Consider the following 25,588-nt stretch of genomic DNA (forward strand, 5'->3'; position numbering starts at 1 on the left):
GCCGGTCTATGGGTCCGGCAATCTTGTGAGGAAGCATATGAAACACGGACTCATCGTTTTTCTGGTATCCATGGTCCCCCTCATCGAGCTGCGGGGCGCCATCCCCTACGGCGTGGCCTACGGGATGCCGCTGTGGCTGACGTATCTCATTGCCATCGTGGGGAATATGCTGCCGGTGCCGTTTATCTATCTCTTCGCCCGGAAGATCCTTCTTTGGGGCAAGGATAAGCCTGTCATCGGAAGGTTCTTCACCTTCTGTCTGGAAAAGGGTGAGCGGGGCGGCCAAAAGCTTCAGGCGAAGGCCGGCCGGGGCTTGTTCTGGGCTCTTTTGCTGTTCGTGGGGATCCCCCTGCCCGGCACCGGTGCGTGGACGGGAACTCTGGCGGCCTCTCTGCTGGATATGGGCTTTAAGAAGAGCGTGCTGGCCTGCATGGGCGGTGTGCTGCTGGCCGGGTGCATCATGGGCATCCTCAGCGTGCTGGGCGTGTCTGCCTTTGGCGCTGTGGTACAATAGTTTTTCACAATGGGACTTTTTCTTATCATTCAGAAAAAGTCCCATTTTTATACAAATAAATTATTTTTGCAAATTAACAGACAATGTGTTGATTTTCACATTAAGATGTGCTAAGATAACGGACAATTTCAAGTCAGCCTCTGCCGAACGGGCCGTTACAAGGGCCGGACGGCATATGCTTATAGATCCATTCACAAGGAAAGGCGGTGACGACCATGTATCTGGAGCTGGTGAAGCAGGTATCGCAGGTGGAGCAGGAGACGGAAGCCTCCGTCCGTCAGGCGGCCCAGCAGGCTCAGCAGATGCAGGAGGAGGCGGAACGCTCCGGACGTGCGCTGGTGGAACAGACACGCCGGGACTTGCAGCAGCTGGAGACCCAGCGCCGCCGGCAGGCGGCGGAGGACGCCGAAGCAGCCCGGCAGCAGGCGCTGCGGGAGGTTCAGGCAGACTGTGACGCCCTGCGGCAGCGGGCCGGGGCCAAGATGCCTCAGGCGGTAGACACCATTCTGAGAAGGGTGGTGCAGGAGTAGTGGCCATTGTGAAAATGCAGCGGCTGCACCTGTTGGCGATGGAGGAGGAGCGGCAGTCCCTGATGGATGCGCTGCTGCGGTTCGGTCGGCTGGAGATCCGGCAGACGGAGGATCTGGCGGCGGATCCGGACTGGGCGGTGCTGCTGCATCCGGAACCGGCGGAGCTGGTTCGCTGGCGGGAGGCCTCCCGCCAGATGGAGGCGGCGCTGTCGGCGCTGGGCAGCCGGGGTCTGAAAAAGACCGGACTGTTTGCCCCCCGCCCCCGCATCAGCCAGAGTCAGTTTCTGGATGAGGCGGCACTGCGGCAGCAGCAGGCGCTGGCAGCGGAGATCCTGGGCCATACGGCCCGCAAGGAGCAGCTGACCTCCCAGCTTCAGCGTATTCAGGCCCAGCGGCTGTCGCTGGAGCCGTGGGCGGAGCTGGACGTGCCGCTGGAGCTGCACCGCAGCGGCCAGCTGTCGGTGATCCCCGGCACCATGCCCCTGCGTTCGGAGCTTCAGCAGGCGAAAAACGCTCTGGAGGAACAGCCGGCGGAGCTGGTACAGGTATCCCTGTCGCCGCAGCAGCAGTATCTTCTGCTGCTGGTACATCAGGCGGCGGAGAGCGCAGTGCTGGAGGTGCTGCGGCCTTTCGGCTTTGCGGCGGCCTCCTTCGGTACCCTCACCGGTACGGTGCAGGAGAACCTGCAGCGGCTGGACGATGAGGAGGAGCAAACCCGGCAGGATCGCCGGGCGGAGGACGCTGCGCTGGACGCCTTGGGAGGCCGTCAGCCGGAGCTGAGGCTGGGTCTGGACCGGCTGAAGCTGCAGATCCAGCGGGAGGATAACCGCCAGCGGCTCCTCACCGACGGACATATCTTCTATTTGGAGGGCTGGGTGCCGGAGGCAGACACCGCCCGGCTGGAGCAGCTGCTGGAGGGCTACTCCTGTGCGTGGGATCTGCGGGTCCCCACCGAGGAGGAGTATCCGGAGGTGCCGGTGACGCTGAAGAGCAACTGGCTCACCCGGTGCATGACCTGCATCACGGAGCAGTACTCCATGCCCGCCTACGACGGCGTGGACCCCAACCCGGTCATGGCCCCGTTTTTCATCCTGTTCTTCGGCATGATGATGGCGGACATGGGCTACGGCCTTCTGATGATCTTTCTGCCGCTGCTGTACCTGAAAAAGGCACGACCGCCGGAGAGCAAACGGGGCTTTATCGAGCTGATCCTGTGGTGCGGCATCGTGACCTTTATTTTCGGCGCCCTCACCGGCGGCTTCTTCGGGGACTTCATCCCCCAGCTGTGCAAGGTCATTGACCCGGCCAGCACCTTCGAGCTGCCCAGCCTCTTCTCGCCGCTGAACGACACCATGGCCATCATGGTCGGCTCCATGGTGCTGGGCGGCAGCCAGATCCTCACCGGCATGACCATCAGCGTGGTGAAGAAAACCAGGGACGGCCACTTTGCCGACGCCCTGTGGGACGAGATCACATGGTGGGTCATTCTGGCCGGCGGGGCCATGGCGCTGCTGAAGGTGGGCAGCGTGGCCGGTGTGCCGGTGGTGCTGGTCATCGGCGTGCTGATGCTGGTATACGGCTCCGGTCGGGGCAAGAAGGGCTTCGGCAAGGTCACGGGGCTGGTGAGCGCCGTATATAACGGCGTCACAGGCTTTTTCAGCGATATCCTCTCCTATGTGCGTCTGATGGCGCTGATGCTGTCGGGCGCCGTGCTGGCGCAGGTGTTCAATATGCTGGGTGCCACCACCGGAAACGTGGTGGGCTTCGTGGTCATTGCCCTCATCGGCAACGCCCTGAATCTGGCGCTGAACCTGCTGGGCTGCTACGTCCACGATATGCGTCTGCAGTTTCTGGAATTTTTCGGTCGGTTTTACAAGGAGGGCGGCAAGAGCTACAGGCCGCTGTCCGTAGAAACACAATATGTTGAAGTTATGAAGGAGGATAATTGATATGTATGATTTTCTGAACGCCATCGGCGGCATGGGTTTCGCCATTCTGGGTGCGGCGCTGACGGTGGGTCTGTGCTGCGTGGGCTCCGCCAAGGGTACCGGTCTCGTGGGTGAGGCCGCCGCCGGTCTGGTCAGCGAGGATCCCGACAAGAGCACCAAGTGCCTGATCTTGCAGGTGCTGCCCGGTACGCAGGGTCTGTATGGCTTCGTGGCCCTGTTCATCGTCCTGCTGCAGGTAGGTCTCATGAGCGGCACTCCCGTAGATCTGACGCTGACTCAGGGCATGTCCTTCTTCGCCGCCTGCATCCCCACCGCCATCGGCGGCTGGCTCTCCGCCAAGTTCCAGGGCCGTGTGGCCGCCGCCTCCGTGGGTATCGTGGCCAAGCACCCGGAGGCCGCCACCAAGGGCCTGATCTTCTGCGGTATCGTGGAGTTCTACGCCATTTTGTCCCTGGTGGCTACCATCATGCTGGCTACCAACATTCTGTAAAACGGAGCAGGCCATGAAGGGACTGGAACGGATCACCCAGCGCATCCAGACGGATGCACAGGGGCAGATAGAAGCCCTGACGGCGGCAGGACGCCGCCAGGCACAGGAGATCACGGAGAAGTACGAGGACCAGGCCCGGCAGCTGCGCCAGGCGGATCAGGAAAAGGCCGCCCGTGATGCCCAGCAGGATCAGCGGAGAGCCCAGAGCGGCGCCGACCGCACCCGCCGGGAGCAGCTCCTCGCCTGCAAGCAGCAGCTCATTGACGATACCTTCCGACAGGCCCGGCAGCAGCTGACGCAGCTGCCCCGTGAGAAATATGTGCATCTGCTGGTGCAGCTGGCGGTGAAAAACGGAGCCGGCACCGAGGAGATCATCCTCTCCCCGGAGGACGCACCGCTGGGGCAGCAGGTGCTGGAGGGCGCCAACGCTCAGGGACGGCACTTCCGCCTGTCTGCGGAGCAGCGTCCCACCGGCGGAGGGCTGATCCTCAAGCAGGGCAGCGTGGAGTGCAGCTGCACCTTCCCGGAGATCCTGCGGCAGCTGCGGCAGGAGATGTCCGGCGAGGTCGCCGCCATTCTGTTTGACTGAGAGGGGGCTGCCCTTTGACCAAGAAGTATCATGATACGGAATATCTGTATCTCAGCGCCTGTATCCACAGCTGGGAGACTCGGCTGCTGACCCCGGAGCGCCGGGAGCAGCTGCTGTCGGCTCCGACGGACCGGGATGCGGCCCGTGTGCTGGAGGAGATGGGCTGGCCCGCCTTTGACCCGGAGTCGGAGGCGGCGCTGGATCAGGCCGTTGGCCGGCGGCGGGAGGAGCTGTTCGCCCGTCTGGGCAAGGATATGCCCGATGCACGGATCCTAGACGTTTTCCGGCTGCCCACGGACTATCACAATCTGAAGGTATTGGTAAAGAGCCGGGGCGAGGACTGCCGCCGCCTGCTGATGGCAGGAGGCCGGTGGGATCCGGAGCAGCTGCTGTCGGACTACCGGCAGCGGGAGCTGCGGGACTTCCTCCCTGCCGAGACGGCGCAGGCCGTACAGCAGGCCCGTCAGGCTCTGGCGGAGACCGGCAACGGTCAGGAGTGCGATCTTGTGCTGGACGGCACCTGCTTCCGGGAGCTGACCCGGCTGGCGGATGCGGTGGACTGTCCCGCCCTGACGGACTATCTCCGCACCCGCATCGACGGCGTGAACCTGTGCAGCGCCGTGCGGGCCCACCGGCTGAGAAAAGGGCCGGACTTTCTGCACAAGGTGCTGCTGGAGGGCGGCAGCGTTCCTCCGACAGCGCTGGAGGAGGCCGCCCCTGCCGATCTGCGGGAGCTGTATGCCGCCACGCCTCTGCGGGAGGCCGCCGGTCTGGCGGAGGGCATCTGCGCCGGAGGCGGCAGCATGACGGCGCTGGAAAAGCAGTGCGACAACGCCGTGCTGCGTCTGGCGGCCAAGGCCCGCCGCACCCCCTTCGGCGTGGAGACGGCACTGGGGTATCTCATTGCGGCGGAAGCGGAGCTTACCGCCGTCCGCACCATCATGACGGGACGCCGGGCGGGACTGTCCGCCGACGCCATCCGGGAAAGGCTGCGTGATATTTATGGCTAAGATCGCCGTCATCGGTGACCGGGACAGTGTGCTGGGCTTCCGGGCTTTGGGGCTGGAGGTCCACACCGTGGAGGACAGCACCGAGGCCCGCCATCTGCTCCGTAAGGCTGCGGAGGAGGGCTGTGCGGCGGTGTTCCTGACGGAGGCGCTGGCGGCTCCCCTGCAGGAGGAGATCGACCGCTATAAGGAGGCGCTGACCCCCGCCATCGTATTGATCCCCGGCAAGGGTGGTTCCCTTGGGCTGGGGGAGACTGCGCTGCACAACGCCGTGGAGCGTGCCGTGGGCGCAGACATCACTTGAAGGGAGCGTAACTATGGGCAAAGTAATCAAAGTCTCCGGGCCGCTGGTGGTAGCCGACGGCATGGCGGACGCCAACATGGCGGACGTGGTGCGTGTGGGTCCCAAGCAGCTGATCGGAGAGATACTGAATATGACCGGCGACCGGGCGTCCATTCAGGTCTATGAGGAGACCTCCGGTCTGGGGCCGGGTGCGGAGGTGGTCACCACCGGCGCTCCCCTGTCCGTGGAACTGGGGCCGGGGCTGATCGAGAGCATTTATGACGGCATCCAGCGCCCGCTGGAGGAGATCCGCAGCATGGCCGGGGCCCACATCCCCCGTGGTATTCAGGCCCCGCCGCTGCCGGAGGATAAGAAGTGGGATTTCACCCCGGTGGCCAAGGTCGGCGACGCCGTGGTGGCCGGGGACGTGCTGGGTACCGTGCCGGAGACGGCCTCGGTGCTCCACAAGATCATGGTCCCCCACCGCATGGACGGCACCGTGGAGTGGGTGGCAGAGGCAGGAGAATACACCATCCGGGACGTCATCGCCAAGGTGCGTCTGGCGGACGGCTCCCTGAAGGAGCTGACCATGGTGCAGAAGTGGCCCGTCCGTGTGGGGCGGCCCTATCGGCGGAAATTCCCGCCCTCTGCGCCGCTTCAGACCGGCCAGCGGGTCATCGACACCATGTTCCCCGTGGCCAAGGGCGGCACCGCCGCCGTACCCGGTCCCTTCGGCTCCGGGAAAACGGTGGTGCAGCATCAGCTGGCCAAGTGGGCGGACGTGGACATCGTGGTCTACATCGGCTGCGGCGAGCGTGGCAACGAGATGACGGACGTGCTGCGGGAGTTCCCGGAGCTGACGGATCCCCGCACCGGCGAGACGCTGATGAAGCGGACGGTGCTGATCGCCAACACCTCGGATATGCCCGTGGCCGCCCGTGAGGCCTCCGTATACACCGGCATCACCATCGCTGAATATTTCCGGGACATGGGCTACGCCGTGGCCGTTATCGCAGACTCCACCTCCCGCTGGGCCGAGGCCCTGCGTGAGATGTCCGGCCGTCTGGAGGAGATGCCCGGCGAGGAGGGCTACCCTGCCTATCTGGTGAGCCGTCTGGCCCAGTTCTATGAGCGGGCCGGTGTGGTGCAGTGTCTGGGCAGCGAGGAGCGCACCGGCAGCCTGACGGCGGTGGGCGCCGTGTCGCCTCCCGGCGGCGACCTCAGTGAACCGGTAGCTCAGGGTACCATGCGTATCGTGAAGGTGTTCTGGTCGCTGGATGCGTCGCTGGCCTATCGGCGGCACTTCCCGGCCATCCACTGGCTGAACTCCTATTCCCTGTATCTGGACTCCCTGCGCCCGTGGTTCGATGAGCATCTGGGACAGGCGTTCATGCAGAACCGTGACCACGCCATGCACCTGCTGCAGGAGGAGAATGAACTCAACGAGATCGTCCAGCTGGTGGGCAAGGACTCCCTGAGTCCCAACGACCAGCTGACGCTGGAGGTCACCCGGATGCTGCGGGAGGACTTTTTGCAGCAGAACGCCTTCATGGATGTGGACTCCTACACCGGCTTCGACCGGCAGGAGCGGCTCATGTCCCTGATTTTAGGCTATGAGACGCTGGGGCGTCAGGCCCTGACCCGTGGCGTCACCGTCCGGGATCTGGCCCATCTGCCGGCCCGTGAGGAGATCGGCCGGGCCAAATACGAGGAGGAGAGCACTTGGCGCTCCGCCTATGACAAGATCGAAGCGGACCTGCAGAGCCAGATCCGTGAGCTGGAGCGAAAGGCGGGTGAGGAGCAATGATGAAGGAATATCGCACCATCCGGGAGGTCAACGGACCTCTGATGGTGGTGGATCAGGTGGAGGGCGTCACCTATGACGAGCTGGCGGAGATCCAGCTGTCCGACGGCACTCTGCGCCGGTGCAAGGTGCTGGAGGTCAACGGCGACCGGGCCGTGGTGCAGCTGTTTGAAAACTCCGCCGGCATCAACCTGCGGGACTCCAAGATCCGTTTTCTGGGGCATCCCCTGCAGCTGGCAGTGTCCGAGGATATGCTGGGCCGTGTCTTTGACGGCATGGGCCAGCCCATCGACGGCGGCCCCGCTCTGCTGCCGGAGAAGTATCTGGACATCAACGGTCTGCCCATGAATCCCGCCGCCCGTGACTACCCCAATGAGTTCATCCAGACGGGCATCTCCGCCATCGACGGTCTGAATACGCTGGTGCGTGGCCAGAAGCTGCCCATTTTCTCCGGCTCCGGTCTGCCCCACGCCCGTCTGGCGGCTCAGATCGCCCGGCAGGCCAAGGTGCTGGATGACTCCACTCCCTTCGCCGTGGTGTTCGCCGCCATCGGCATCACCTTTGAGGAGTCGGAGTACTTCGTCTCCGAATTCCGCCGCACCGGCGCCATCGATCGGACGGTGCTGTTCACCAATCTGGCTGACGACCCTGCCGTAGAGCGTATCGCCACGCCCCGTATGGCCCTCACCGCCGCCGAGTATCTGGCCTTTGAAAAGGGAATGCACGTGCTGGTGATCCTGACGGACATCACCAACTACGCCGAGGCGCTGCGGGAGGTATCCGCCGCCCGGAAGGAGGTTCCCGGCCGCCGTGGCTACCCCGGCTACCTGTATACGGACCTTGCCACTATGTATGAGCGGGCGGGCCGCCAGCTGGGCTGCCCCGGTTCCGTGACCATGATCCCCATTCTGACCATGCCGGAGGACGACAAGACCCACCCCATCCCCGACCTGACGGGCTATATCACCGAGGGACAGATCATCCTGTCCCGTGACCTGTACCGCAAGAACATTCAGCCCCCCATCGACGTGCTGCCCAGTCTGTCCCGCCTGAAGGACAAGGGCGTGGGCGAGGGAAAGACCCGTGAGGATCACGCCCCTACTATGAACCAGCTATTCTCTGCCTACGCCTCCGGCAAGGAGGCCCGTGAGCTGATGACCATTCTGGGCGAGTCCGCCCTGACGGATACGGATCTGAAGTTCGCCAAGTTCGCTGACGAATTTGAAAAGCGCTACGTCTCGCAGGGCTTCGACACCGACCGCTCCATCACCGAGACGCTGGATCTGGGCTGGGAGCTGCTGCGCCTGTTGCCCCGTGAGGAGCTTAAGCGCATCAAGGGCGACATGGTGGATAAGTATCTGCCCAAGGAGGACTGATCGCTATGGCGGGAAAGACCATCAATCCCACCCGCATGGAGCTGACCCGGCTGAAGGCCAAGCAGAAAACGGCCCTCCGGGGCCACAAGCTCCTCAAGGACAAGCGGGACGGCCTCATGAAGCAGTTCATGCAGGAGGTGCGCCGCACCCGTCAGCTGCGTAAGCGGGTGGAGGAGGGGCTGGCGCAGGCCAACGCCGCCTTCACCGTAGCCAGCGCCGTCATGTCCCCGGAGATGCTGGAGCAGGCGCTGATGGCCCCCCGGCTCTCCACAGAGGTGACGGTGGACCAGCGCAACATCATGAGCATCGCCGTGCCGGTGTTCCATCGGGCGGAGCAGGAGGCTCAGCCGGATCTGGCCTGCTATGGCTTTGCCCAGACCAGCGGCGAGCTGGACGATGCTCTGCAGGCCCTGAACCGGGTGTACAGCGATCTGCTGGAGCTGGCGCAGGCGGAAAAGACCGTTCAGCTGCTGGCGCAGGACATCGAGCGCACCCGCCGCCGGGTCAACGCACTGGAGTATGTGGTGATCCCGGAAAATCAGCGGAACATCCGCTACATCACCATGAAGCTGGAGGAGAATGAGCGGGGCAACACCACCCGGCTCATGAAGGTCAAGGACATGGTGCTGCAGGACGCCCACCACTACAAGTCATAACGAAAGAAGCGGAAGGCTCTCGCCTTCCGCTTCTTTGTTGATTCGCTGCCATCGATGGTATCGCTGGCAGCATCATTCCCCCTCGTACTCACTGAGGCCCAGCTGCCACCGGTCGGCCTCAGCCGGGCGGGCGGTCAGCCCCAGATAATAGGCATCCAGCTCCGTCAGCTGGCCGGTGATGCGATCCATATCGCCGTTGATGGTATACATGATGTCCTGTGACCCCGTCTCCTTGCAGTAGTCCACGTAAGCCTGTGGGATCAGCCCCCCGGTATAGTACAGATCCGGGACCCCGAAGGCGTGGAGCAGCTCATGTGCGTAGGCAGATGGCGGCTCATCCACAGGGCCTGCCGCCCGGAGAAACAGATTGACCAGCTCCGTGTCGCAGGCCTGACTGTTCAGCCGTCCCAGCGACCAGGGACTGGGCGTTCCCTCATAGGGCGTGTTGAAAAAGAAAAAGTACACCACATTGTCTGCGTCATACGCACGCTTCAGCTCCTCGGTGGGGATGTTCTCCTGAATATAACCGGCCTGCACATCGTACATGGAGCCGTCTGCACGCACCAGCGTCTCGGTGAATTTGGCGCTGTACCGCAGATCGGGGTCCTCCTTCCAGTCGTAGAGAAATTCGGCCGTGACGCCGTATGGTTTTACGGCATCCGTCAGCCATTCCGTGGCGATGCGGAGGTGCTCCTGCGTCTGGTCTATATCGGCAGCGTCCGTTGTCTCGTCCCAATGGGTAGCGGCATCGTCGGCAAAAATGGATACCACCAGCGTCCGGCCATGGATGTAAGCGGCAGAGCCGTGGGCCGAGACTGCCTGATCCGGCTCCTCCGGGGCCTGCGAAGGCTCGGTCTCCTGCGTTGGTTCTGGGGTCTCCGGCTGGGTCTGCACCTCCGCCGTCGGCAGCTGGGGCGCTTCCCTCCGGGCGCAGGCCGCCATCGTCGTACACAGCAGCATACACAGAAGCAGCCATAGGATCCGTCTCTTCATGTCTACTCTTCTCCTTCGTTGATCCCGTCTATTTTCCCACATCCCACTCTGCTTGTCAACCGACGGAGTATTCCTCTTATTTTCCTTTGTTTCTCAGGCAGCTTCAATTGTGTCTATTCTGTAAATATACAGGACACTATTGGCCCGTCAGCTTGATTTTCATCACTATGTCTGTTAAAATAACAGTAGTTTGACACGCCGCAGGAGGGCGGCGATCGCAGGAAAGGGGCGGATGGAGAAATGCACGGTTTCTGGCGCTGTGCGCTGTATCTGGCGGCGTTGGGGGTGGCGGCACACCCGCTGGGGCAGGCCCTGCCCCGCAAATGGTTCTGCGCCGAAAAGGCCCCATGGCGTTCCGCCCCTTGGGAAAAGGGTGGGCGCATCTATCTGAAGCTGGGTATCCGGAAGTGGAAGGATCATCTGCCGGATATGAGCCGCCTGATGCCGGACATGGTCCGAAAGGATCTGGGCAGCGACCCGGCGGTACTGGTGCAGGAGACCTGCGTGGCCGAGTGCGTCCACTGGGCGCTGACGCTGCTGTCGGCTGGAATTTTTCCCCTGTGGCGCAGCGGCTGGGCGGCGCTGCTGTGGCTGGTGTATAATGTGCTGGGAAACGTGAGCTTCATCGTCATCCAGCGCTATAACCGGCCGAGACTGCAAAAGCTTGCGGAGAAAACAAGGAGGAAACCTGTATGAAAGTGCTTCTGTTCTCCTGTTCCACGGGGGGAGGACACAACTCTGCCGCTGCGGCGCTGGCTCAGGAGCTGGAGGCCCGCAGTGTGGAGAGCCGCACCTATGACGCCCTGCAATTCCTGCCCAAGTCCACGGCCGACCTCATCAGCCACGGCCACGACTTTGCCTATCGCTATGCCCCCAAAATTTACGGCGCAGGCTATCGCCGGGAGGAGAAGCACCCCTCCAGCTTGTTCTATGAGCAAAGTATCCGGGGCATCGGCCCTCTGTATGAGGAGCTGATCGATCAGGCACCGGACGCTGTGATCTGCGTCCACCTGTTCCCCGCCATGATGATGACGGAGCTGCGATGCAGCTATGGCGTCCGCATCCCCACCTACTTCGTGGCCACGGACTTCACCTGCTCTCCCGGTGTGGGGGATCTGCAGGTGGACGGACTGTGCATCCCCCACCGGGACCTGATCCCGGAGTTCGTGACCGCCGGACTGCCGCAGGAGCGGCTCTTCCCCACCGGCATCCCCGTTGGGCAGCAGTTCCTGCATCCGGAGAGCCGGGAGGAGGCCCGCCGTGCGCTGAATCTTCCGGTGGATGGCCGCATCCTCACGCTGGCCTGCGGCAGCATGGGCGCCGGACCCCTGCGTACCACCGCTCAGAAGGTAGCGGAGCTCATGGGGCCGGAGGATCTGCTGGTCACCATCTGCGGCAGCAACCACCGGATGTATCAGCAGATGCAGAGCGATTTCTTCCGCCCTGTGGATCGGGTGCGGGTATTGGGCTATACCCACGAGATGTTCCGGTATATGTACGCCTCGGACCTGCTGCTGACCAAGGCCGGGGGCCTCACCACCGCCGAAGCCGTGGCCGCTGGAACGCCGCTGCTGTACCTCAACGCCGTCCCCGGCTGCGAGAGCCACAACATCGACTTCATGACCCGCCACGGCTGTGCGCTGGCGGTCAGCAGCGACGAAGAGCTCCAGCCCATGCTGCAGGGCATCCTCTCCGGGGCCATCGACCCCCGGAGCATGGTGGCCCGTCGGGCGGACTTCCCTACCGCATCCGCTGCCGCCGTCTGCGATCTGGCCCTGCGCCACGCAGGTGCGTAAAATCACAACAGAACGAAACCCCGCAGGCAGTGCCTGCGGGGTCCTTTTTGCTTCAGGAGCGAGGGGCCGCATCCGTGGAACCGGAGAGGTGTGTATTTGGCGTGTTTTTTCCGCATACCGGCCAGCATCAGCCCCACGATTTGGTGATGACGCAGGGCAGCATGGCAGCCAGCTGCGGGGGCAAGACGGGGCGGCCCGTGCCAAGGCTCTGGGCGGCGATGCCGATGAAGCCACGACCGGAGATCATGTCCCGTGTGAAGGCGTTCAGGCACCCGGCAATGTGATTGCCCTCCAGATCGATCACCGCCACGTCCTCCACCTGCATGGTGCATATGATGGCCGCCAGACCCGTTTCTTGCCGGCAGATCAATGCCTCCGCTGCGCCACAGGCAACTCCTATGCCGTTCATCATTTGATGCGCCGATTACAACACATCCGTCAGCATCGGTCAATGACAAACTTTAAGGTGGACCGGTTTATTCTGAATTCGTGTTTTGTTGTCTATATCAGTCATTATTGCTGGATATGGCCGATTGGTCAAGCATCTTTCCCTTGGCCGCTTCTTTTGCTTTCAGGGGAAAATACCTCTGCGATCCCTGCAAAAATTACCAGCCGCCGCATCGCATATTCGTCCACCGCTGGGAAAAGCTATGTGTGCGATACCCAACCAGCGCAAAAGCGCAAATCAGACATGAAAGGAGAACGACACAATGTCCAGTAAGAACAACAACAAGCTGAATATCCCCGAGGCCCGTGCCGCCATGGATAAGTTCAAGATGGAGGCTGCCAACGAGGTGGGCGTGAACCTGAAGGAGGGCTACAACGGCCACCTGACCTCCCGTGAGGCCGGTTCCGTGGGCGGCCAGATGGTCAAGAAGATGATCGAGTCCTACGAGAAGAACCTGTAACGCAGGCCATACGCAACCCCCCCGGAGGAGGCGGCCCAGCCGCCCCCTCCGGGGGGTCCTGTTCAGCAGCTATACATCCGCAGCAGAAGGAGGCCCTGCGGGGCCTCCCTCTGCCGATTCAGGCTTGGCGCAGCTTCTTCTGCCCCAGGCGGCGCAGCTTCCGCACGTCCGCCTCCGTCAGCGCCACCGGATAGCGGCGGGCCAGCAGCGTGGCAATGCGTCTCTCCCGCCAGCCGTATTCCGAGTAGCGCAGCAGATCCTCCAGGAGCTCCTCCGGCACAGCGGCCAGCTCCTTGTCCGTCAGCATTTTTCATACGCTTCCTTTCGTCGTTGCGGAGCATCTCTGCCTGATTTCTCTTTGATTATATAATCGAACGATAAAAATTTCAATGGCTTTTTACCATTTTTTGTGAATTTTTCCCATGGCAGAACGCAGGGGAACAGAAGCCCACGGCCCATGACGGGAATTTTTGCTGACAAGCGGAAAAAGCTGTGGTATACTGGAGACACTACATCTTAGGAGGTACGTATGCGTATCAACTGGTTCAAGGATGAAAACAATCTGGTGTACATCAATGGGGCCACGCAGCTGGCGGAGTTGGAGCGGACGCTGCGTTTTCCGGGGCTGGAGGAGGCCGCCAACGAGCTGCGGAAGCATCCCACACCGGAGGGCTTCACCATCAAGGGGCATGGCCGCACCAGCGGCCGTCTGTTCGTGCCGGATCTGGCCTTCGGGGAGCATATCCAGATGGGGGAGAACATTTTCTTCTTCATGGGGGAAATGCAGGAGTGCTACGTCATCTACTGGCTGGATGCGCCGGTAGTGGCGGAATAAACGGACATACAAAAAGACCGCCGGGATGTCTCCGTAAGACATCCCGGCGGTCTTTACTGATGTGCGATAAAGAAGTAATAGAAGTGTAAAAAATTTTGCCGTTCCTATCCGGCACTTGCGCATTGTGTCGGATAGGTCGGGCGGTTATTCGGGCAAGTCCACCTTGCCAACAAAAGAATAATAAATCTCAATGTCCTGTCTGCGGGTCTTGTTCTCGTCATAGCTGCACTCATGCACAACGATTTTCTCTACAAACTCCCGCAGCAGAGTAGGGGTAAGTTCTTCAAAGCTGGTATGCCGCCGGACAACATTCATAAACTTTTCTGCGTTCACGGTGGCTTCCTGTGCTTTGGAAAGCTCCGCTTGAATAGCAGCGGCTCTTTCTTTCAGCTCCCGTTGCTCTGCTTCATAGTCTGCCGACAGCTCTGTGAAACGCTCGTCTGATATGCGCCCGGTCACGCTGTCCTCATACAGCCGCTTGAAGATAGCGGATAACTCGGCTATGCGTTTCTCGGAGGCTTCCAGTTCCTTTTTCTTGGCGGCGTTCCTGCGTTTGCCCCCGTCCTCGTTCTGCTCAATCAAGAGTTTCATAAACCGGGCTTCATGCTTTGCCGCATAGCTGGTCACTTTCCGCAGATTGGAGAGTACACCAGCGGTCAAGAGGTCGGTGCGGATAAAGCGCGCCGTACAGTCATGGGTGCGCTTCTTGTAGTTGCCGCAGATATAACAGTCCTGCTTGCGCTTGTCCGTCTGGTATCGCTGCTGATACATCACGCTGCCGCAGTCCGCACAGAACAGTATGCCGGAGAACAAACCCACTTCATCATAGCGGTTTGGGCGTTTGCGCTGTTTGCGAAGCTCCTGCACCCGTTCCCATGTTTGGGTGTCTATGATAGGCTCGTGGTGGTTCTCGAAAATCACTTGCTTTTCCGGGGGATTTTCTACACTGTGCTTGACTTTGTAAGAAAGTTTTTCTGTCTTGAAATTTACCAGACAGCCTGTGTATTCCCGGTTTTCAAGGATATGCACTACGGTATTGGTCGCCCACTTGCACTCATAGCCGGGGTGGTAGCGGCGGGTGCTGCCCGTCCTGCGGTATTCAAGCGTTCCCGGCGTGGGGATTTGCTGCTCTGTGAGCATACGGGCTATCTTGGTCGGACCATTCCCGGCAAGACAGAGGTTGTATATCTGCTTGACTACGGGTGCAGCTTCCTCGTCAATAATGAAATTTTCATCCTCGTCCATGAGGTAGCCATACACAGGCTTGCTTGTGATGGGCTTGCCATTCATGCCTTTTGAGCGTTTTACTGCTTTGATTTTCTTGCTCGTATCTCTCACCAGCCATTCGTTAAAGATATTCCGCAGCGGGGCAAAGTCATTGTCGCCCTGTGCGCTGTCCACTCCGTCATTGATAGCGATGAAGCGGACACCTTTCTGTGGGAAAATCATTTCCGTGTACATTCCCACTTGCAGGTAGTTTCGCCCTAACCTCGACATATCCTTTACGATAACTGTCCCGACTTTTCCGGCTTCAATGTCCGCAAGCATGGCTTGAAAACCGGGTCTTTGAAAGTTCGCACCAGAATAACCGTCGTCCGTGTACCAGCGCAGATTGGAAAAGCCGTTCTGCTTTGCATAGGTTTCAAGGATACGCTTCTGAGACGAGATTTGTCAAGGGTATTCTCTTCTCGAAAATACAATTTCAAAATCATTATATGAATGAGTCAGTCCTCTTCCGGGTCTGACTCTTTTTTCTTAAAGACTTATACAGTCTTAGTTTCGATTGCAGGACCCTTTTCCCCACTTAATACTTTAAGCGGTATTATGGCCTTGCAAGAAAGAAATGAGGTGAACAATTATGAGCATTACAAATGCGGCGAGAAGATTTGAACAGAGATTTGACGCAAAAGCGGAGCGCTTTATTTGGCATCATCCGCTACTTGGCTTCATCTCCATCTTTGTTGGAATGCCCTTACTGGTTTTGGCGTGTGTCTGTATCAGTACGATCGTTATCGCCTTTCCTATGGCATGGCTTTTGGGTTGGTTGTAATCTTTATTTCATCTTTAAACGCACAAAAGATGACTAATGCCATTTTTAGAGGAAAGGTTTTATGATATTGGGGACAGCAAAAAAGGAGGATGAATCTTATGCAAATGCTAATTGCACTCATAGGTGTATGTGCGGCAGCAATGCTGCTGTGGTATGTCTATATTTTAATGAAGGGAGATGATCAGGCATGAGCACCATGATTCAGTATGATCGGCATCATCAACCAGGACTCCCAGGCCGGCTGGCTGCCCACCATCGGCAACCAGAAGTATCTGCTGGCCATTCTGGTGGTAGCCGTGATGACGGGTCTGATGTACATTTATCTGAACTACAGCAAGCAGGGCTATGAGATCGCCGTGGTGGGCGAGAGCCGCCGCACCGCCAGCTATGCCGGTATCAAGGTGGACCGGGTCATTATCCGGACCATGGCCCTGTCCGGCGCACTGTGCGGCCTCATCGGTCTGCTGCTGACCTCCAGCACCGACCACACCATGACCACCACCATCGTGGACGGCCGCGGCTTCACCGCCGTTATGGTGTCCTGGATGGCGAAATTCAACCCCATTATCATGATCTTCGTGTCCCTGCTGCTGGTGGTCCTCAGCCGCGGCGCCAGCGAGATCTCCACGGCCTTCGGCCTGAACCGCTCCTTCTCCGATATCCTGACGGGCATCATCCTGTTCTTCATCATCGGCTGCGAGTTCTTCATCAACTACAAGGTCCAGTTCCGTTCTTCCGGAAAGAAGGAGGCGTGAGAAAATGAATTTTGATATTGTATCCTTCATCCCCCCGCGCGGTCATGCAGGGTATCCCCCTGCTGTACGGCAGCACCGGCGAGATCCTCACCGAGAAGTCCGGCAATCTGAACCTGGGTATCCCCGGCATCATGTATGTGGGCGGTATCTGCGGCGTCATCGGCGCGTTCTTCTATGAGCAGGCCGTGCCCGCCGACCAGATGAGCGGCTTTCTGGCCATTCTGATCCCCATGCTGTGCTCCCTGCTGGGCTCTCTGCTGATGGGCCTGCTGTACTGCTTCCTGACGGTGACCCTGCGGGCCAACCAGAACGTTACCGGTCTGACCATGACCACCTTCGGCGTGGGCATCGGCAACTTCTTCGGCGGCTCCCTGATCAAGCTCACCGGCAGTGAGGTCCCCTCCATTGCCCTGTCCGCCACCAGCGGCTATTTTGCCAAGTCCCTGCCCTTTGCCAAGAGTCTGGGCTGGTTCGGCCAGATCTTCCTGTCCTATGGCTTCCTGGCGTATCTGGCCATTATCCTGGCCCTGCTGTCCTCCTATTTCCTGAAGCACACCCGCCCCGGCCTGCACCTGCGCTCCGTGGGTGAAAGCGCCTCCACCGCCGACGCCGCCGGCATCAACGTCACCCGGTATAAGTACCTGGCCACCTGCGTGGGCAGCATGATCGCCGGTCTCGGCGGCCTGTACTACGTGATGGACTACGCCAGCGGCGTGTGGTCCAACAACGCCTTCGGCGACCGCGGCTGGCTGGCCATCGCCCTGGTGATCTTCACCATCTGGCGTCCCAATGTCAGTGTCCTGGCCTCCATCCTGTTCGGCGGCCTGTACATCCTGTATCTGTACATCCCCACCGGCAGCCAGATGGCCGTGAAGGAGCTGTACAAGATGCTGCCGTATGTGGTCACCGTGGTGGTGCTGGTGATCTCCAGCCTGCGCAACAACATGGAAAAGCAGCCGCCTGCAAGTCTGGGCCTCAGCTACTTCCGAGAGGAGCGGTAAAACTTTCGCCATCCGGCGTTTGTCCGCTGCTTTTCCCCCACAGCGCAGCTGCGTCCCAAGCGTTTTGCGCAGCAAAACCTTGCCGCAGGGCGGATTCACTCCGCCCGTGTCCGCAGCGCTTTGATGGAGCCGCTCCCCAGCGGAGAATGTCCCATTAAGGATTTTTGACAAGCCAAGGCCGGCAGGTCATTGACCTGCCGGCCTTGGCTTGTTTCGTTTCCCGGCTCTCCGGCGCACATGTGCCGGAGAGCCTTTATAACAGCCTGTGCAGAAGCACTTCCGGTCTGTTTATTCGCCCATGAGCTTCCGCCGCTTCAGCAGGAGCATCACAGCGCCTGCGGCAGCCGCCATCATCGCGCCGCTCAGCAGGAAGATGGGGAACCCGTCGCCGGTCTGGACACTGTTTTCGATCCAGCGGGCCGTCAGGGTCGTGTCACCCTTGACGCTGTACACGCTGGAGGCGTCGTAGCGGTTGCCGTCCTTGTCGTACCAGCCGCCGAAGGTATAGCCCTCCCGGGTGGGTACGGGCAGGGTGCCCACAGCCTGACCGTATACCACCGCCAGAGCAGAGGGCTCCACCTTGCCGCCATTGGCGTTCAGGGTAATGGTGAAGGTGCTGTCCTCCTGACCCCAGCGGGCGGTGAGGGTCACACCATCGGCTGTGCTGTAGACGGTGGAAGCATCATAGCGGCTGCCCACCTCGTCGAACCAGCCCAGGAACACATAGCCCTCCCGGGTAGGTGTGGGCAGGGCGCCCACGGCCTGGCCGAAGGTCACCTGGACCAGGGCCACGTCGGTGACGCCGCCGTTGGCGTCCAGGGTGATCTCGTAGATATTGGCGGTCCAGCGGGCAGTGAGGGTGGCGTCTCCGGCGATGGCATATATGGTGTCCTCGGTGTACTGCGCACCGTTTTCGTCATACCAGCCGTCGAAGGTATAGCCCTCACGGACGGGCACAGGCAGCTGGCCCACAGCTATGCCGTACTGGACGCTGACGGAGTCGGGCTTCACCATGCCGCCGTTGGCGTCCAGAGTCACGGTATAGCCCTGACCAGGCAATACCTCCACCACGCAGTAGGCGGTGACGCTGGTGTTGATATCGGTGGACACCTTGATGTAAGCGTAGCCGGGCTTGTGGGCGGTGACAACGCCGTTTTCATCCACGGTGGCTACCTCGGGGTTGAAGGAGGTCCAGGTCAGCGCGGCGTCCTCCGCCCGGGTGGGGGTAGGAGTCAGCGTCGCGTTCAGCGCCAGAGTCTCCAGGGGATGCAGGGTGGCCCGGGTATCATCCAGGCGCAGGGTATTGGCCTGCACCGGCAGGCAGACCACGGCGAAGTTCACATGATACTGCCCGTCCTTGGTGGTGGCGGTCAGATAGCTGACGCCGGGCTCCGAGGGGGTGTAATAGGCAACGTTCTTGCGGGTGCCGTTAACGTTGACGTCCTCGGCGGTCTCCAGCTTGCCGCCGCCCTCCGTCACCGTCCAGTTGAAGGGACCGTAGGTGCTGTCGGGACGGTCATAGGTGACGCCGGAGAGGGCACCCGCCGGATTACCGGCCTTCTCCGTGCCGTCTGCCCGGATCACCACCGTGGTGGAGGAGCCGTAGGGGGCGGACACGACGATATCGCCGGTGGTACGGTCATAGGTATAGCCATTGTACATGGCGTTTTCCGTCAGCTCATACTCATAGCCGTAATCATAGCGGTAAACCACATGGATGGACTCCGGCAGGGCATAGCCCTCGGTGTTCACCAATCTGCCGCGCCAGGGCTCGCTGCCGGAGAGGACAAAGTCCGGGCCGTCCAGCACCAGGCCGGTGGCGGCGGTGGTGGGATTGTCGCTGCCGCCGGAAACATACCCCTGGGCCGTGTACAGCTTCACATCGGAGAAGGAGTGGGTCTGGCGGTACCGGGCGATGAGGCTGGCGGTCTCACCGGCGGTGACGTAATAGGTCTGCTCGTTGTAGTAGGCGTCGGACTGCAGGTCCTCCTGGTCGGAGGTCTGATAGACGTCCTCCCAGTCAAAGGTCATGGTCCGGGTAACACCGTTGATGGTGACGTCCAGATGGCCGGTTCCGGAGGGGATCTTGTCCGCGGAGGCCTGATAGTTCAGGTCGATAAGGCCCTCCAGCGCGTCGCTGCTGTTCTGGGAGACGCTGACCAGGCCCGCCCAGTCCTCGTCGTCCTCATATACCAGCCACTGATTCTGATAGATCTCCACATCGGCGGGCTGCAGGTCCACCACCCGGACGGTGATGGCGCCGTTGGGCTTCAGGCCGGAGAAGTGGTCCATGGACAGCTTGAAGTCCTTCACCTCCGTGGAGGATGCCTCCACCGCTATGACGCACAGGGCGGAGTAGGTGCCGTTGGACACGGTGATGATGGCCTGGCCGGGAGCCACAGCCACCACATGACCGAACTCATCCACCGTGGCCACCTCGGGGTTGCTGGAGGTGCGGGTGATGGGCGCCGTGGAGCCGGTGTTGTTGTTCACGCTGAGGTCAAAGCTCTGGCCGGGGTGCAGGCGGGCGGATGTCTGGGACAGGGTCAGGCCCTGGGAGGCGTCCACCTTGATGGCATAGGTGCGGTCATTGGCCGCATAGTCGCCGCAGGAGAGATACACGTTGCCGGTCCAGTTGTAGCTGCCGCGATACTCCGTCACATCTGCGGTGAAGGTGAAGGTGTGGGTATCGGCGTCATAAATGCTCTGGGAATACAGGGGATTCAGCAGATCGATGTTGTACTCGGTGATTTCCCGGCCGGTGGAGTCGGTATAGGTCCGGCTCACCTGGGCGTGGACCGCCACGGAGGCCAGGGAGCCGTCCTCGTCATAGACGGTGCCCTGCATATAGGTGCGGCCATCCTTCTGATAGAAGGTCACGGCGTTGTTCTCCAGCTTGGGGGCCTGGGTGTCCACCAGCACGTCGAAGGAGAGCACGTCGCCGGTCTTGTCCATTTTGTGGCCGTTGAAGGTGGGCTCCTTGCCGTCCACGAAGGACTCGAAGTCCGTCACCGGGCGGCCCAGCTCCTCATTGTCCACGGTGTCGCCGTAGTCACCCTCGCCATAGGCGGTAATGGTGTAAACGCACTGGGTGCCGTTGGGCAGGACGTCGCCGTTCAGGTCCGTTCCATCCCAGGCATCCGTGAAGTAGTAAAGGGACATGGGCAGGACCACGCCGTAGCCGGCCTGATAGACGCTGCGGGGCACATAGGTGTTGAAGGTGCGGAAATAGAGCTCGTTGGTGTTCTTGTTCCGGACCTCGGTGACAAAGAGCTTGGCATCCCGCAGCTGATAGAGCTCAAGGTCGTCAATGGCGTCGAAATAGCCGCTGCCGTCCGGGGAGATGGCAAAGTTCTCCTGGTGGAAAACTGTCTGCTTGCTCTCGGCGGCAATGTCGGTATCAAAGATGTTCTGGCCCAGGTTCAGGAAGTTCACCACTTCCCCGGCGCTGCGGATGGTACTGCCCACCACGTTGACGCCCAGGGTACAGTCGTTGTTCATCACGTTTTCGCCGTCCTGGGGCTCGTCGAACCAGTTGGCGCGGTCCAGGATGGGGGCAGAGGTCCAGTCGCCCAGGAAGGCCAGCAGGGGCATGCCGATCTGAGGCGCGGAGCCGTCGGCGGCGGTGAGGATCACAAAGCCCTCCACATAGCTGCCGTTGGGGAACAGGTCGCGGATGGCGGCGATGTCGGAAGCGGTGAGGGAAACGGTCCGGCTGACCTGTGTGCCGCCGGCGGGCACGCTGACGCTGCCCAGATCCACCTCACGGATCAGCACATCGCTGGCAAGGACCATGGTCTTGCCGTCCTGCTCTGCGGTATCCGGCCGCAGAAGCACGGCCTTCATGCTGTAGCTCAGGGCGTCGCTGCCCAGGTTCTCCACCCGGAAGTCCAGATCATAGCTGCCGCTCCAGCCGGGATCGTCGCCCAGCTCCAGCTTGCCCACCAGCTTGCCGTCCACATCGATGTAGGCAGGGGGTGGAAATGGCCGCGGCTGCGTTCACAAGGCCGGCGCCCTGGCGGCGGGGAGAGACGTATACGCCGTTCTCCTGCTGGGGCACGGCGGTGCTCACCAGCAGATGGTTGGTCAGGTCGGCGCTGGCGGCGGCGTCCTGCTGGGGATGCTGGGACTTGACATACTGCTCCACCAGCGCGGCCAGGCCCGCCATATGGGGCGTCGCCATGGAGGTGCCGCTCATCAGACTGTAGGACCCGGTATAGTCATCGTACTTCCCGGCGCCCTCCACATAGCTGCTGTCCATCACGGTGGACCAGATGTTGCCGCCGGGGGCGGTGATCTCGGGCTTCAGCTCCAGTCCGGAGCCGCTGCCCCAGGAGGTGAAGGAGGACATCTGGCCGCCCTCCTCCCAGTCGGACAGCTGGTCCTGCTGGTGAACGGTGATGCGGACCTCCTGCCCGGCGTTCAGCGCATCGATCATGGCCGCGCCGTCCACGCCGGAAATAAAGGCGGAGGTCAGCGAGGTGTTGTCCGTGTTCATGTTGATAAGCGTGGTGGCGGCGGGGTCGCTGTCATAAACCAGCACAGCCAGCACGCCGTAGCTCTCGCCCATGTAGTTGGTGCCGGAGAAGCTGCTGGCATTGTTGATCTTGTCGGCGAAGGAGAGGGTGCTGCCGTCTGCGCTGCCGCGCTTGACCAGGGCAATACCCGTCTTGCCGCCGTTGTAGCCGTTGCTGAATCCGGCGTTGTAGTAGTCCATGTAGGTGCCGTAGCCCGCGTCATACACAACGAAGCTCTGGCTCTCGGGGAACTTCCCCTTCATGGCCACTTCGTTGGGGTCGGAGAAGGGCACGGTATGGCTCTGGCCCTGGGCGTCGGTCCAGCTCAGCACACTCTGCATGTTGATGGTGCTGTTGATGGAGGCCACCGCCAGGTTGGAGGGGTAGACGGCGGGAGAGGACATCATGGAGATATCCGGGTCCTCCGCCAGGTTCAGGCCGCCCCGCTCATTGCCCTGGGCGGGGGAGTTTTCGCTGTTGCCGGCGGCGGTCATCAGGATGACGCCGGCCTGCTCCAGCCGGGCATAAACGCCGTGGATGGCGGTGTCGTCATAGGCAAAGCCGTTGTCGGAGCCCAGAGACAGGTTCACGGCGTCGGCGCCCAGGGTCATGGCGTCCTCCAGGGCGTTGAGAATGGCGCTTTCCGTGGCGCCGGAGTTGCCGCCGTCGGCAAAGACCTTCATCATCATCAGCTGGGCATCGGGGGCTACGCCGGAAAAGAGGACCTCGCCCTCCTGGCTCTGGACAAAGCCCGCCACGGTGCCGGAGACGTGGGTGCCGTGGTTGCTGCCGCTGTTGCGGACGTTGACGTCGCCGCTGATGATCTCGCCGGTATAGGGGTCGGCGTCTCCGGCGTAGTCAAAGGCGAAGGGGACCTTGCGGGTCTTGTACATGGCCTCGTTGGAGGCGGGGCTCAGCCTATTGGCATTGAGCTGGCGGCCGTTCAGGAAGGCCAGCAGGGACTCCTTGGTATAGCGCAGGTCGCTGTTGCTGAGCTGGGAGTAGAAGGAGTCGTCCCGGAAGGCCTCGTGGACCCGGCGCAGACCGGTGACGTTGGCGCCCTCCTCATCGCTCCACCAGCTGGAATACTCCATGTCCAGGCCGGAATCCACCACGGCCACCAGCATTCCCTTGCCGGTGTAGCCCTTGTTCCAGACCTCCTGCAGGTGGACCATGTCATAGCTGTAGCCTGCCACACCGGCATTGGTGGCCGGAGAGGTGGGCTGACTGTAAACATGCTGCACATGGGCGGACTTCACACCCTTCAGATTGCGGATGGTATCCAGCATGCCATAGGGGGCGCGGACGGCCATGCCGTTAAAGAGCACCGTCCACTGCTCCATCAGCTCAGGGGCACAGGCAGTGCAGGTGCCCTCCGCCTGGAGAGCGGCGGGCTGGGCCGCCTGGATCTCGGCAAAGACCTTTTTCTGATCCCGGCGAATGGCGGCATCCTGTTTCTCCGCGCGGCCGCCGGCAAGATAGGCGGCGATCTCCGCACCGGCAGAGCTGGTGGAAGCCGTTTTCTTCGCGGCAAAGCCCTCCAGCACGGGAGCGCGCTCCAGCTCCACGAGGATGGTCACCATATCATCGGGCTGATGCCCGGTGGGCTGGGTGGTTTCCGCCGCAGAGCCGTTCTCCGCCATGGCGTCCAGCCGGGGGGTGCCGCTGACCTCCTCCGCCTTCACCACGGTCCCGTCGGGGGCGGCGGCTTCGGCGGCCAGAGCCGTGGGCACCAGGCCCAGCAGCATGACCAGCGTCAGTAGCAGTGCGATCACTCGTTTCATGTTATACATTCCTCCCTTGTGTTGAACTCCCATGTGCTGCATTCTTTATAGGACAATGAATGTTCTATGATCATGGGATGACCGTCGTTACTATAGCATTTTACCGCGGCGGTGTCAAGCTATGCCGGGTGGAACTTCCGGGTTTTCTCCATTGAAACAGGAGAATAACATGCTGCTTGACAAATCACGTCCCACAAGATATAATAACACTGCGTTATATATAACGCAGTGTTATTATACAAGGATGGTGCTTATGCCGGCAGTCAGAAAAGTTTCAAAGGAACAGATCATCGACGCTGCGGTGGAGGTATTGCGTGACGACGGTTTTTCTGCCATCAACGCCCGCAGCGTCGCCAAAAAACTGGGCTGCTCCACGCAGCCGATCTACTTTTCATTCAAGAACATGGACGAACTGAAGGCCGCGCTGACGCAGCGTGCGATCGAACTGCACACACAGCGCGTGCGGGATTCTCTGTGCGCCCACGAGGGGAGCGACAGCCGCTACAGCAGCTACGGCATGGGCTTCGTCAAATTCGCTGCCGAGGAAAAGCAGCTGTTCCGCTGGCTCTATCTGGAGGGCGAACAGCCAGGGGCATATCAAAGCGATGTTCTGATGCAGGAGGTCATCGGCGTGATCGTCGATGAATTCGGATATGCGGAGGACGTCGCACGCCGCTTTCATCAGGATATGATCTACTTTACCTACGGACTGGCGATTCTCGCCAATACGGATCATCTGCACCTGACGGAGACAGAGCTGCGTGAGGCGTTCCGCCGGGAGTTCCGCGCGCTGATTGCCATTTATGGAAAGCCCGCAAAGCTGCCTGAATTTGCTGTGAAAGCCGGTGTTGCTTTATGAATCTGAAGGTATCCTTTTCGTGGATCGGGCTTGTGATCTTTGCGCTGCCCATGCGGCACATCTCACCGTGTCGATTCAATCCTTTTGCTGACATTTGCAAAGCGCAAGCAAAACATCGAGATTTTGATCAGGTGACACTGGATGTCTGGACATTCAATGAGTCGGCGCAGAAATTCTATGCGGCAGCAGGCTTTCAGCCCTATCGGTGCTTTTGGGAAAGCCAAACTTGATAAGCACAGGGAGCGATAAAATGAAGCGATCTTTGACTCAAAAATTAGGGCTGCTGGGCGTTGTCAGCTTTCTTTCGTACACGGCGGCGGTCGTGTTTGCGCCGCTGACCTATCCCGGCTATAACTGGATGGCACAGGCTGTCAGCGACCTGAGTGCCGCCAATGCGCCATCGCTGGCACTCTGGAATCAGCTGAGCGCCCTTTACAATGCGTGCGAGGTCGTTTGCGCGACCGTCGTCTGTATCGGCATCCAAGGACAGAAAACCAAGCTGCTCCGTTCGGGCATTTATCTGTTCGCCATCATGGAGTGGATCTCGGCGGTCGGGTATCGGATGTTCCCGCTCAGTAGCAGCGGCTATGCCGGGGCCTTTCAGGATGTGATGCACATGGTCACAACCGCTTTGGTGGTGCTGCTGTCCATCGTATCACTGACCATGATCATCGTCGCAGGAGCCAAGAGCAAAAACTGTCGTTCTTATGGTGTCTGCGCCGCTGTCGCATTGGCCATGATGCTTGTGGGCGCAATGGGTATGAAAATCGTCCCTGCCGAGTATTTCGGCGTGGTCGAGCGTTTCAGCGTGTTTGCTGCAACAGGCTTCAATGCGGCGCTTGGCATTCACCTGTTTTGTATGAAACCAAAAGAAATCAAGGAGTAAACATAT

25 protein-coding genes and 1 pseudogene are annotated in these 25,588 nt (G+C 60.8%); 20 read left to right on the forward strand and 6 right to left on the reverse strand.

Annotated elements, in window-relative coordinates; translation table 11 throughout:
- Window positions 1-37: 37 nt before the first annotated feature.
- The 10 genes from KJS28_RS06300 (at window position 38) to KJS28_RS06345 (ending at window position 9,198) form a co-directional block, all read left to right on the forward strand.
- Window positions 38-514, forward strand: a complete 477-nt coding sequence (locus tag KJS28_RS06300) for a COG2426 family protein (protein ID WP_021859192.1) — start codon at window positions 38-40, stop codon at window positions 512-514.
- A gap of 215 nt (window positions 515-729) precedes the next feature.
- Entirely contained in the window at window positions 730-1,044 is a 315-nt protein-coding gene (locus tag KJS28_RS06305) for a V-type ATPase subunit subunit G family protein (protein WP_021859193.1), read from the forward strand.
- Window positions 1,044-2,993, forward strand: a complete 1,950-nt coding sequence (locus KJS28_RS06310; RefSeq protein WP_213540281.1) for a V-type ATP synthase subunit I — start codon at window positions 1,044-1,046, stop codon at window positions 2,991-2,993. Before KJS28_RS06305 ends, KJS28_RS06310 begins: the two co-directional genes overlap by 1 nt.
- 1 nt (window position 2,994) lies before the next feature.
- Complete coding sequence (locus tag KJS28_RS06315) at window positions 2,995-3,483, forward strand: V-type ATP synthase subunit K (RefSeq protein WP_021859195.1); 489 nt, start codon at window positions 2,995-2,997, stop codon at window positions 3,481-3,483.
- Between the two features lie 13 nt (window positions 3,484-3,496).
- Window positions 3,497-4,072 (forward strand): V-type ATP synthase subunit E, encoded by a 576-nt coding sequence (locus KJS28_RS06320; protein ID WP_213540282.1) that lies wholly within the window; start codon window positions 3,497-3,499, stop codon window positions 4,070-4,072.
- 14 nt (window positions 4,073-4,086) lie between these two features.
- The gene (locus tag KJS28_RS06325; RefSeq protein WP_213540283.1) at window positions 4,087-5,082 is read left to right on the forward strand and encodes a V-type ATPase subunit; all 996 of its coding nucleotides are present in this window, start codon (window positions 4,087-4,089) and stop codon (window positions 5,080-5,082) included.
- On the forward strand, window positions 5,075-5,383 hold the full coding sequence (locus KJS28_RS06330) for a V-type ATP synthase subunit F (protein ID WP_021859198.1): 309 nt from the start codon (window positions 5,075-5,077) through the stop codon (window positions 5,381-5,383). Before KJS28_RS06325 ends, KJS28_RS06330 begins: the two co-directional genes overlap by 8 nt.
- 13 nt (window positions 5,384-5,396) lie before the next feature.
- Window positions 5,397-7,169, forward strand: coding sequence for a V-type ATP synthase subunit A (locus KJS28_RS06335; RefSeq protein ID WP_213540284.1), 1,773 nt, complete (start codon window positions 5,397-5,399; stop codon window positions 7,167-7,169).
- The gene (locus KJS28_RS06340) at window positions 7,166-8,542 is read left to right on the forward strand and encodes a V-type ATP synthase subunit B (RefSeq protein WP_213540285.1); all 1,377 of its coding nucleotides are present in this window, start codon (window positions 7,166-7,168) and stop codon (window positions 8,540-8,542) included. Before KJS28_RS06335 ends, KJS28_RS06340 begins: the two co-directional genes overlap by 4 nt.
- Before the next feature lie 5 nt (window positions 8,543-8,547).
- Window positions 8,548-9,198 (forward strand): V-type ATP synthase subunit D, encoded by a 651-nt coding sequence (locus tag KJS28_RS06345; RefSeq protein WP_213540286.1) that lies wholly within the window; start codon window positions 8,548-8,550, stop codon window positions 9,196-9,198.
- Window positions 9,199-9,270: 72 nt separating this feature from the next.
- Here the strand turns inward: KJS28_RS06345 and KJS28_RS06350 are convergent, their stop codons facing one another.
- Window positions 9,271-10,191: a hypothetical protein gene (locus KJS28_RS06350; RefSeq protein WP_213540287.1), complete on the reverse strand. Its 921-nt coding sequence runs from the start codon at window positions 10,189-10,191 to the stop codon at window positions 9,271-9,273.
- Window positions 10,192-10,431: 240 nt separating this feature from the next.
- On the opposite strand from KJS28_RS06350, the gene KJS28_RS06355 reads away from it, so the two are divergent.
- Both KJS28_RS06355 and KJS28_RS06360 read left to right on the forward strand, forming a co-directional pair.
- Window positions 10,432-10,887, forward strand: coding sequence for a glycosyl-4,4'-diaponeurosporenoate acyltransferase CrtO family protein (locus tag KJS28_RS06355; RefSeq protein ID WP_213540288.1), 456 nt, complete (start codon window positions 10,432-10,434; stop codon window positions 10,885-10,887).
- Entirely contained in the window at window positions 10,884-11,987 is a 1,104-nt protein-coding gene (locus KJS28_RS06360; RefSeq protein WP_213540289.1) for an MGDG synthase family glycosyltransferase, read from the forward strand. The genes KJS28_RS06355 and KJS28_RS06360 overlap by 4 nt, the downstream gene beginning before the upstream one ends.
- A gap of 127 nt (window positions 11,988-12,114) precedes the next feature.
- On the opposite strand, the gene KJS28_RS06365 is transcribed toward KJS28_RS06360, so the two are convergent.
- Window positions 12,115-12,399 (reverse strand): hypothetical protein, encoded by a 285-nt coding sequence (locus KJS28_RS06365; protein ID WP_213540290.1) that lies wholly within the window; start codon window positions 12,397-12,399, stop codon window positions 12,115-12,117.
- 298 nt (window positions 12,400-12,697) lie between these two features.
- Between KJS28_RS06365 and KJS28_RS06370 the strand changes: the two genes are divergently transcribed.
- Window positions 12,698-12,895, forward strand: coding sequence for an alpha/beta-type small acid-soluble spore protein (locus tag KJS28_RS06370; protein WP_021859206.1), 198 nt, complete (start codon window positions 12,698-12,700; stop codon window positions 12,893-12,895).
- Between the two features lie 118 nt (window positions 12,896-13,013).
- Here KJS28_RS06370 and KJS28_RS06375 read toward each other — a convergent pair whose 3' ends face one another.
- Window positions 13,014-13,202 (reverse strand): hypothetical protein, encoded by a 189-nt coding sequence (locus tag KJS28_RS06375; protein ID WP_213540291.1) that lies wholly within the window; start codon window positions 13,200-13,202, stop codon window positions 13,014-13,016.
- 222 nt (window positions 13,203-13,424) lie between these two features.
- Between KJS28_RS06375 and KJS28_RS06380 the strand changes: the two genes are divergently transcribed.
- The gene (locus tag KJS28_RS06380; protein ID WP_213540292.1) at window positions 13,425-13,730 is read left to right on the forward strand and encodes a hypothetical protein; all 306 of its coding nucleotides are present in this window, start codon (window positions 13,425-13,427) and stop codon (window positions 13,728-13,730) included.
- 144 nt (window positions 13,731-13,874) lie between these two features.
- Here KJS28_RS06380 and KJS28_RS06385 read toward each other — a convergent pair.
- Window positions 13,875-15,398, reverse strand: a pseudogene (locus tag KJS28_RS06385) (recombinase family protein); the annotation flags it as partial.
- A gap of 190 nt (window positions 15,399-15,588) precedes the next feature.
- Here KJS28_RS06385 and KJS28_RS06390 point away from each other — a divergent pair.
- The 3 genes from KJS28_RS06390 (at window position 15,589) to KJS28_RS06400 (ending at window position 17,536) form a co-directional block, all read left to right on the forward strand.
- Window positions 15,589-15,780, forward strand: coding sequence for a hypothetical protein (locus tag KJS28_RS06390; RefSeq protein ID WP_186871672.1), 192 nt, complete (start codon window positions 15,589-15,591; stop codon window positions 15,778-15,780).
- 206 nt (window positions 15,781-15,986) lie between these two features.
- Window positions 15,987-16,535: an ABC transporter permease subunit gene (locus tag KJS28_RS06395; protein WP_213540293.1), complete on the forward strand. Its 549-nt coding sequence runs from the start codon at window positions 15,987-15,989 to the stop codon at window positions 16,533-16,535.
- 44 nt (window positions 16,536-16,579) lie between these two features.
- A complete protein-coding gene (locus KJS28_RS06400; RefSeq protein ID WP_213540294.1) occupies window positions 16,580-17,536 on the forward strand; it encodes an ABC transporter permease in 957 nt (318 codons plus the stop codon).
- Between the two features lie 288 nt (window positions 17,537-17,824).
- Here the strand turns inward: KJS28_RS06400 and KJS28_RS06405 are convergent, their stop codons facing one another.
- A complete protein-coding gene (locus KJS28_RS06405; RefSeq protein WP_213540295.1) occupies window positions 17,825-21,481 on the reverse strand; it encodes an InlB B-repeat-containing protein in 3,657 nt (1,218 codons plus the stop codon).
- Entirely contained in the window at window positions 21,432-23,837 is a 2,406-nt protein-coding gene (locus KJS28_RS06410; RefSeq protein ID WP_213540296.1) for a S8 family serine peptidase, read from the reverse strand. The genes KJS28_RS06405 and KJS28_RS06410 overlap by 50 nt, the downstream gene beginning before the upstream one ends.
- Window positions 23,838-24,090: 253 nt before the next feature.
- Here KJS28_RS06410 and KJS28_RS06415 point away from each other — a divergent pair, with 253 nt between their 5' ends.
- Genes KJS28_RS06415 through KJS28_RS06425 form a run of 3 tightly spaced genes read left to right on the forward strand, consistent with a single transcriptional unit; the run spans window position 24,091 to window position 25,582 of the window.
- Window positions 24,091-24,696 carry a TetR/AcrR family transcriptional regulator gene (locus tag KJS28_RS06415; RefSeq protein WP_213540297.1) on the forward strand — a complete coding sequence of 202 codons (606 nt, stop codon included), beginning with the start codon at window positions 24,091-24,093 and terminating at the stop codon, window positions 24,694-24,696.
- Window positions 24,693-24,926: a GNAT family N-acetyltransferase gene (locus KJS28_RS06420; RefSeq protein ID WP_213540298.1), complete on the forward strand. Its 234-nt coding sequence runs from the start codon at window positions 24,693-24,695 to the stop codon at window positions 24,924-24,926. The genes KJS28_RS06415 and KJS28_RS06420 overlap by 4 nt, the downstream gene beginning before the upstream one ends.
- Before the next feature lie 20 nt (window positions 24,927-24,946).
- A complete protein-coding gene (locus KJS28_RS06425) occupies window positions 24,947-25,582 on the forward strand; it encodes a DUF998 domain-containing protein (RefSeq protein WP_213540299.1) in 636 nt (211 codons plus the stop codon).
- The last annotated feature ends 6 nt before the right edge of the window (window positions 25,583-25,588 follow it).

This window comes from Vescimonas coprocola, assembly GCF_018408575.1.
GTDB classification, from domain to species: Bacteria; Bacillota; Clostridia; order Oscillospirales; family Oscillospiraceae; genus Vescimonas; species Vescimonas coprocola.

Bases quoted from the DNA above. Each gene is read 5' to 3' on its own strand.
- KJS28_RS06390 (WP_186871672.1), top strand. From the start codon at position 15,589: ATGAGCATTACAAATGCGGCGAGAAGATTTGAACAGAGATTTGACGCA.
- KJS28_RS06360 (WP_213540289.1), top strand. From the start codon at position 10,884: ATGAAAGTGCTTCTGTTCTCCTGTTCCACGGGGGGAGGACACAACTCT.
- KJS28_RS06400 (WP_213540294.1), top strand. From the start codon at position 16,580: ATGCAGGGTATCCCCCTGCTGTACGGCAGCACCGGCGAGATCCTCACC.
- KJS28_RS06420 (WP_213540298.1), top strand. From the start codon at position 24,693: ATGAATCTGAAGGTATCCTTTTCGTGGATCGGGCTTGTGATCTTTGCG.
- KJS28_RS06315 (WP_021859195.1), top strand. From the start codon at position 2,995: ATGTATGATTTTCTGAACGCCATCGGCGGCATGGGTTTCGCCATTCTG.
- KJS28_RS06305 (WP_021859193.1), top strand. From the start codon at position 730: ATGTATCTGGAGCTGGTGAAGCAGGTATCGCAGGTGGAGCAGGAGACG.
- KJS28_RS06300 (WP_021859192.1), top strand. From the start codon at position 38: ATGAAACACGGACTCATCGTTTTTCTGGTATCCATGGTCCCCCTCATC.
- KJS28_RS06350 (WP_213540287.1), bottom strand. From the start codon at position 10,191: ATGAAGAGACGGATCCTATGGCTGCTTCTGTGTATGCTGCTGTGTACG.
- KJS28_RS06345 (WP_213540286.1), top strand. From the start codon at position 8,548: ATGGCGGGAAAGACCATCAATCCCACCCGCATGGAGCTGACCCGGCTG.
- KJS28_RS06395 (WP_213540293.1), top strand. From the start codon at position 15,987: ATGATCGGCATCATCAACCAGGACTCCCAGGCCGGCTGGCTGCCCACC.
- KJS28_RS06355 (WP_213540288.1), top strand. From the start codon at position 10,432: ATGCACGGTTTCTGGCGCTGTGCGCTGTATCTGGCGGCGTTGGGGGTG.
- KJS28_RS06380 (WP_213540292.1), top strand. From the start codon at position 13,425: ATGCGTATCAACTGGTTCAAGGATGAAAACAATCTGGTGTACATCAAT.
- KJS28_RS06330 (WP_021859198.1), top strand. From the start codon at position 5,075: ATGGCTAAGATCGCCGTCATCGGTGACCGGGACAGTGTGCTGGGCTTC.
- KJS28_RS06340 (WP_213540285.1), top strand. From the start codon at position 7,166: ATGATGAAGGAATATCGCACCATCCGGGAGGTCAACGGACCTCTGATG.
- KJS28_RS06365 (WP_213540290.1), bottom strand. From the start codon at position 12,399: ATGATGAACGGCATAGGAGTTGCCTGTGGCGCAGCGGAGGCATTGATC.
- KJS28_RS06335 (WP_213540284.1), top strand. From the start codon at position 5,397: ATGGGCAAAGTAATCAAAGTCTCCGGGCCGCTGGTGGTAGCCGACGGC.
- KJS28_RS06370 (WP_021859206.1), top strand. From the start codon at position 12,698: ATGTCCAGTAAGAACAACAACAAGCTGAATATCCCCGAGGCCCGTGCC.
- KJS28_RS06415 (WP_213540297.1), top strand. From the start codon at position 24,091: ATGCCGGCAGTCAGAAAAGTTTCAAAGGAACAGATCATCGACGCTGCG.
- KJS28_RS06320 (WP_213540282.1), top strand. From the start codon at position 3,497: ATGAAGGGACTGGAACGGATCACCCAGCGCATCCAGACGGATGCACAG.
- KJS28_RS06410 (WP_213540296.1), bottom strand. From the start codon at position 23,837: ATGAAACGAGTGATCGCACTGCTACTGACGCTGGTCATGCTGCTGGGC.
- KJS28_RS06375 (WP_213540291.1), bottom strand. From the start codon at position 13,202: ATGCTGACGGACAAGGAGCTGGCCGCTGTGCCGGAGGAGCTCCTGGAG.
- KJS28_RS06425 (WP_213540299.1), top strand. From the start codon at position 24,947: ATGAAGCGATCTTTGACTCAAAAATTAGGGCTGCTGGGCGTTGTCAGC.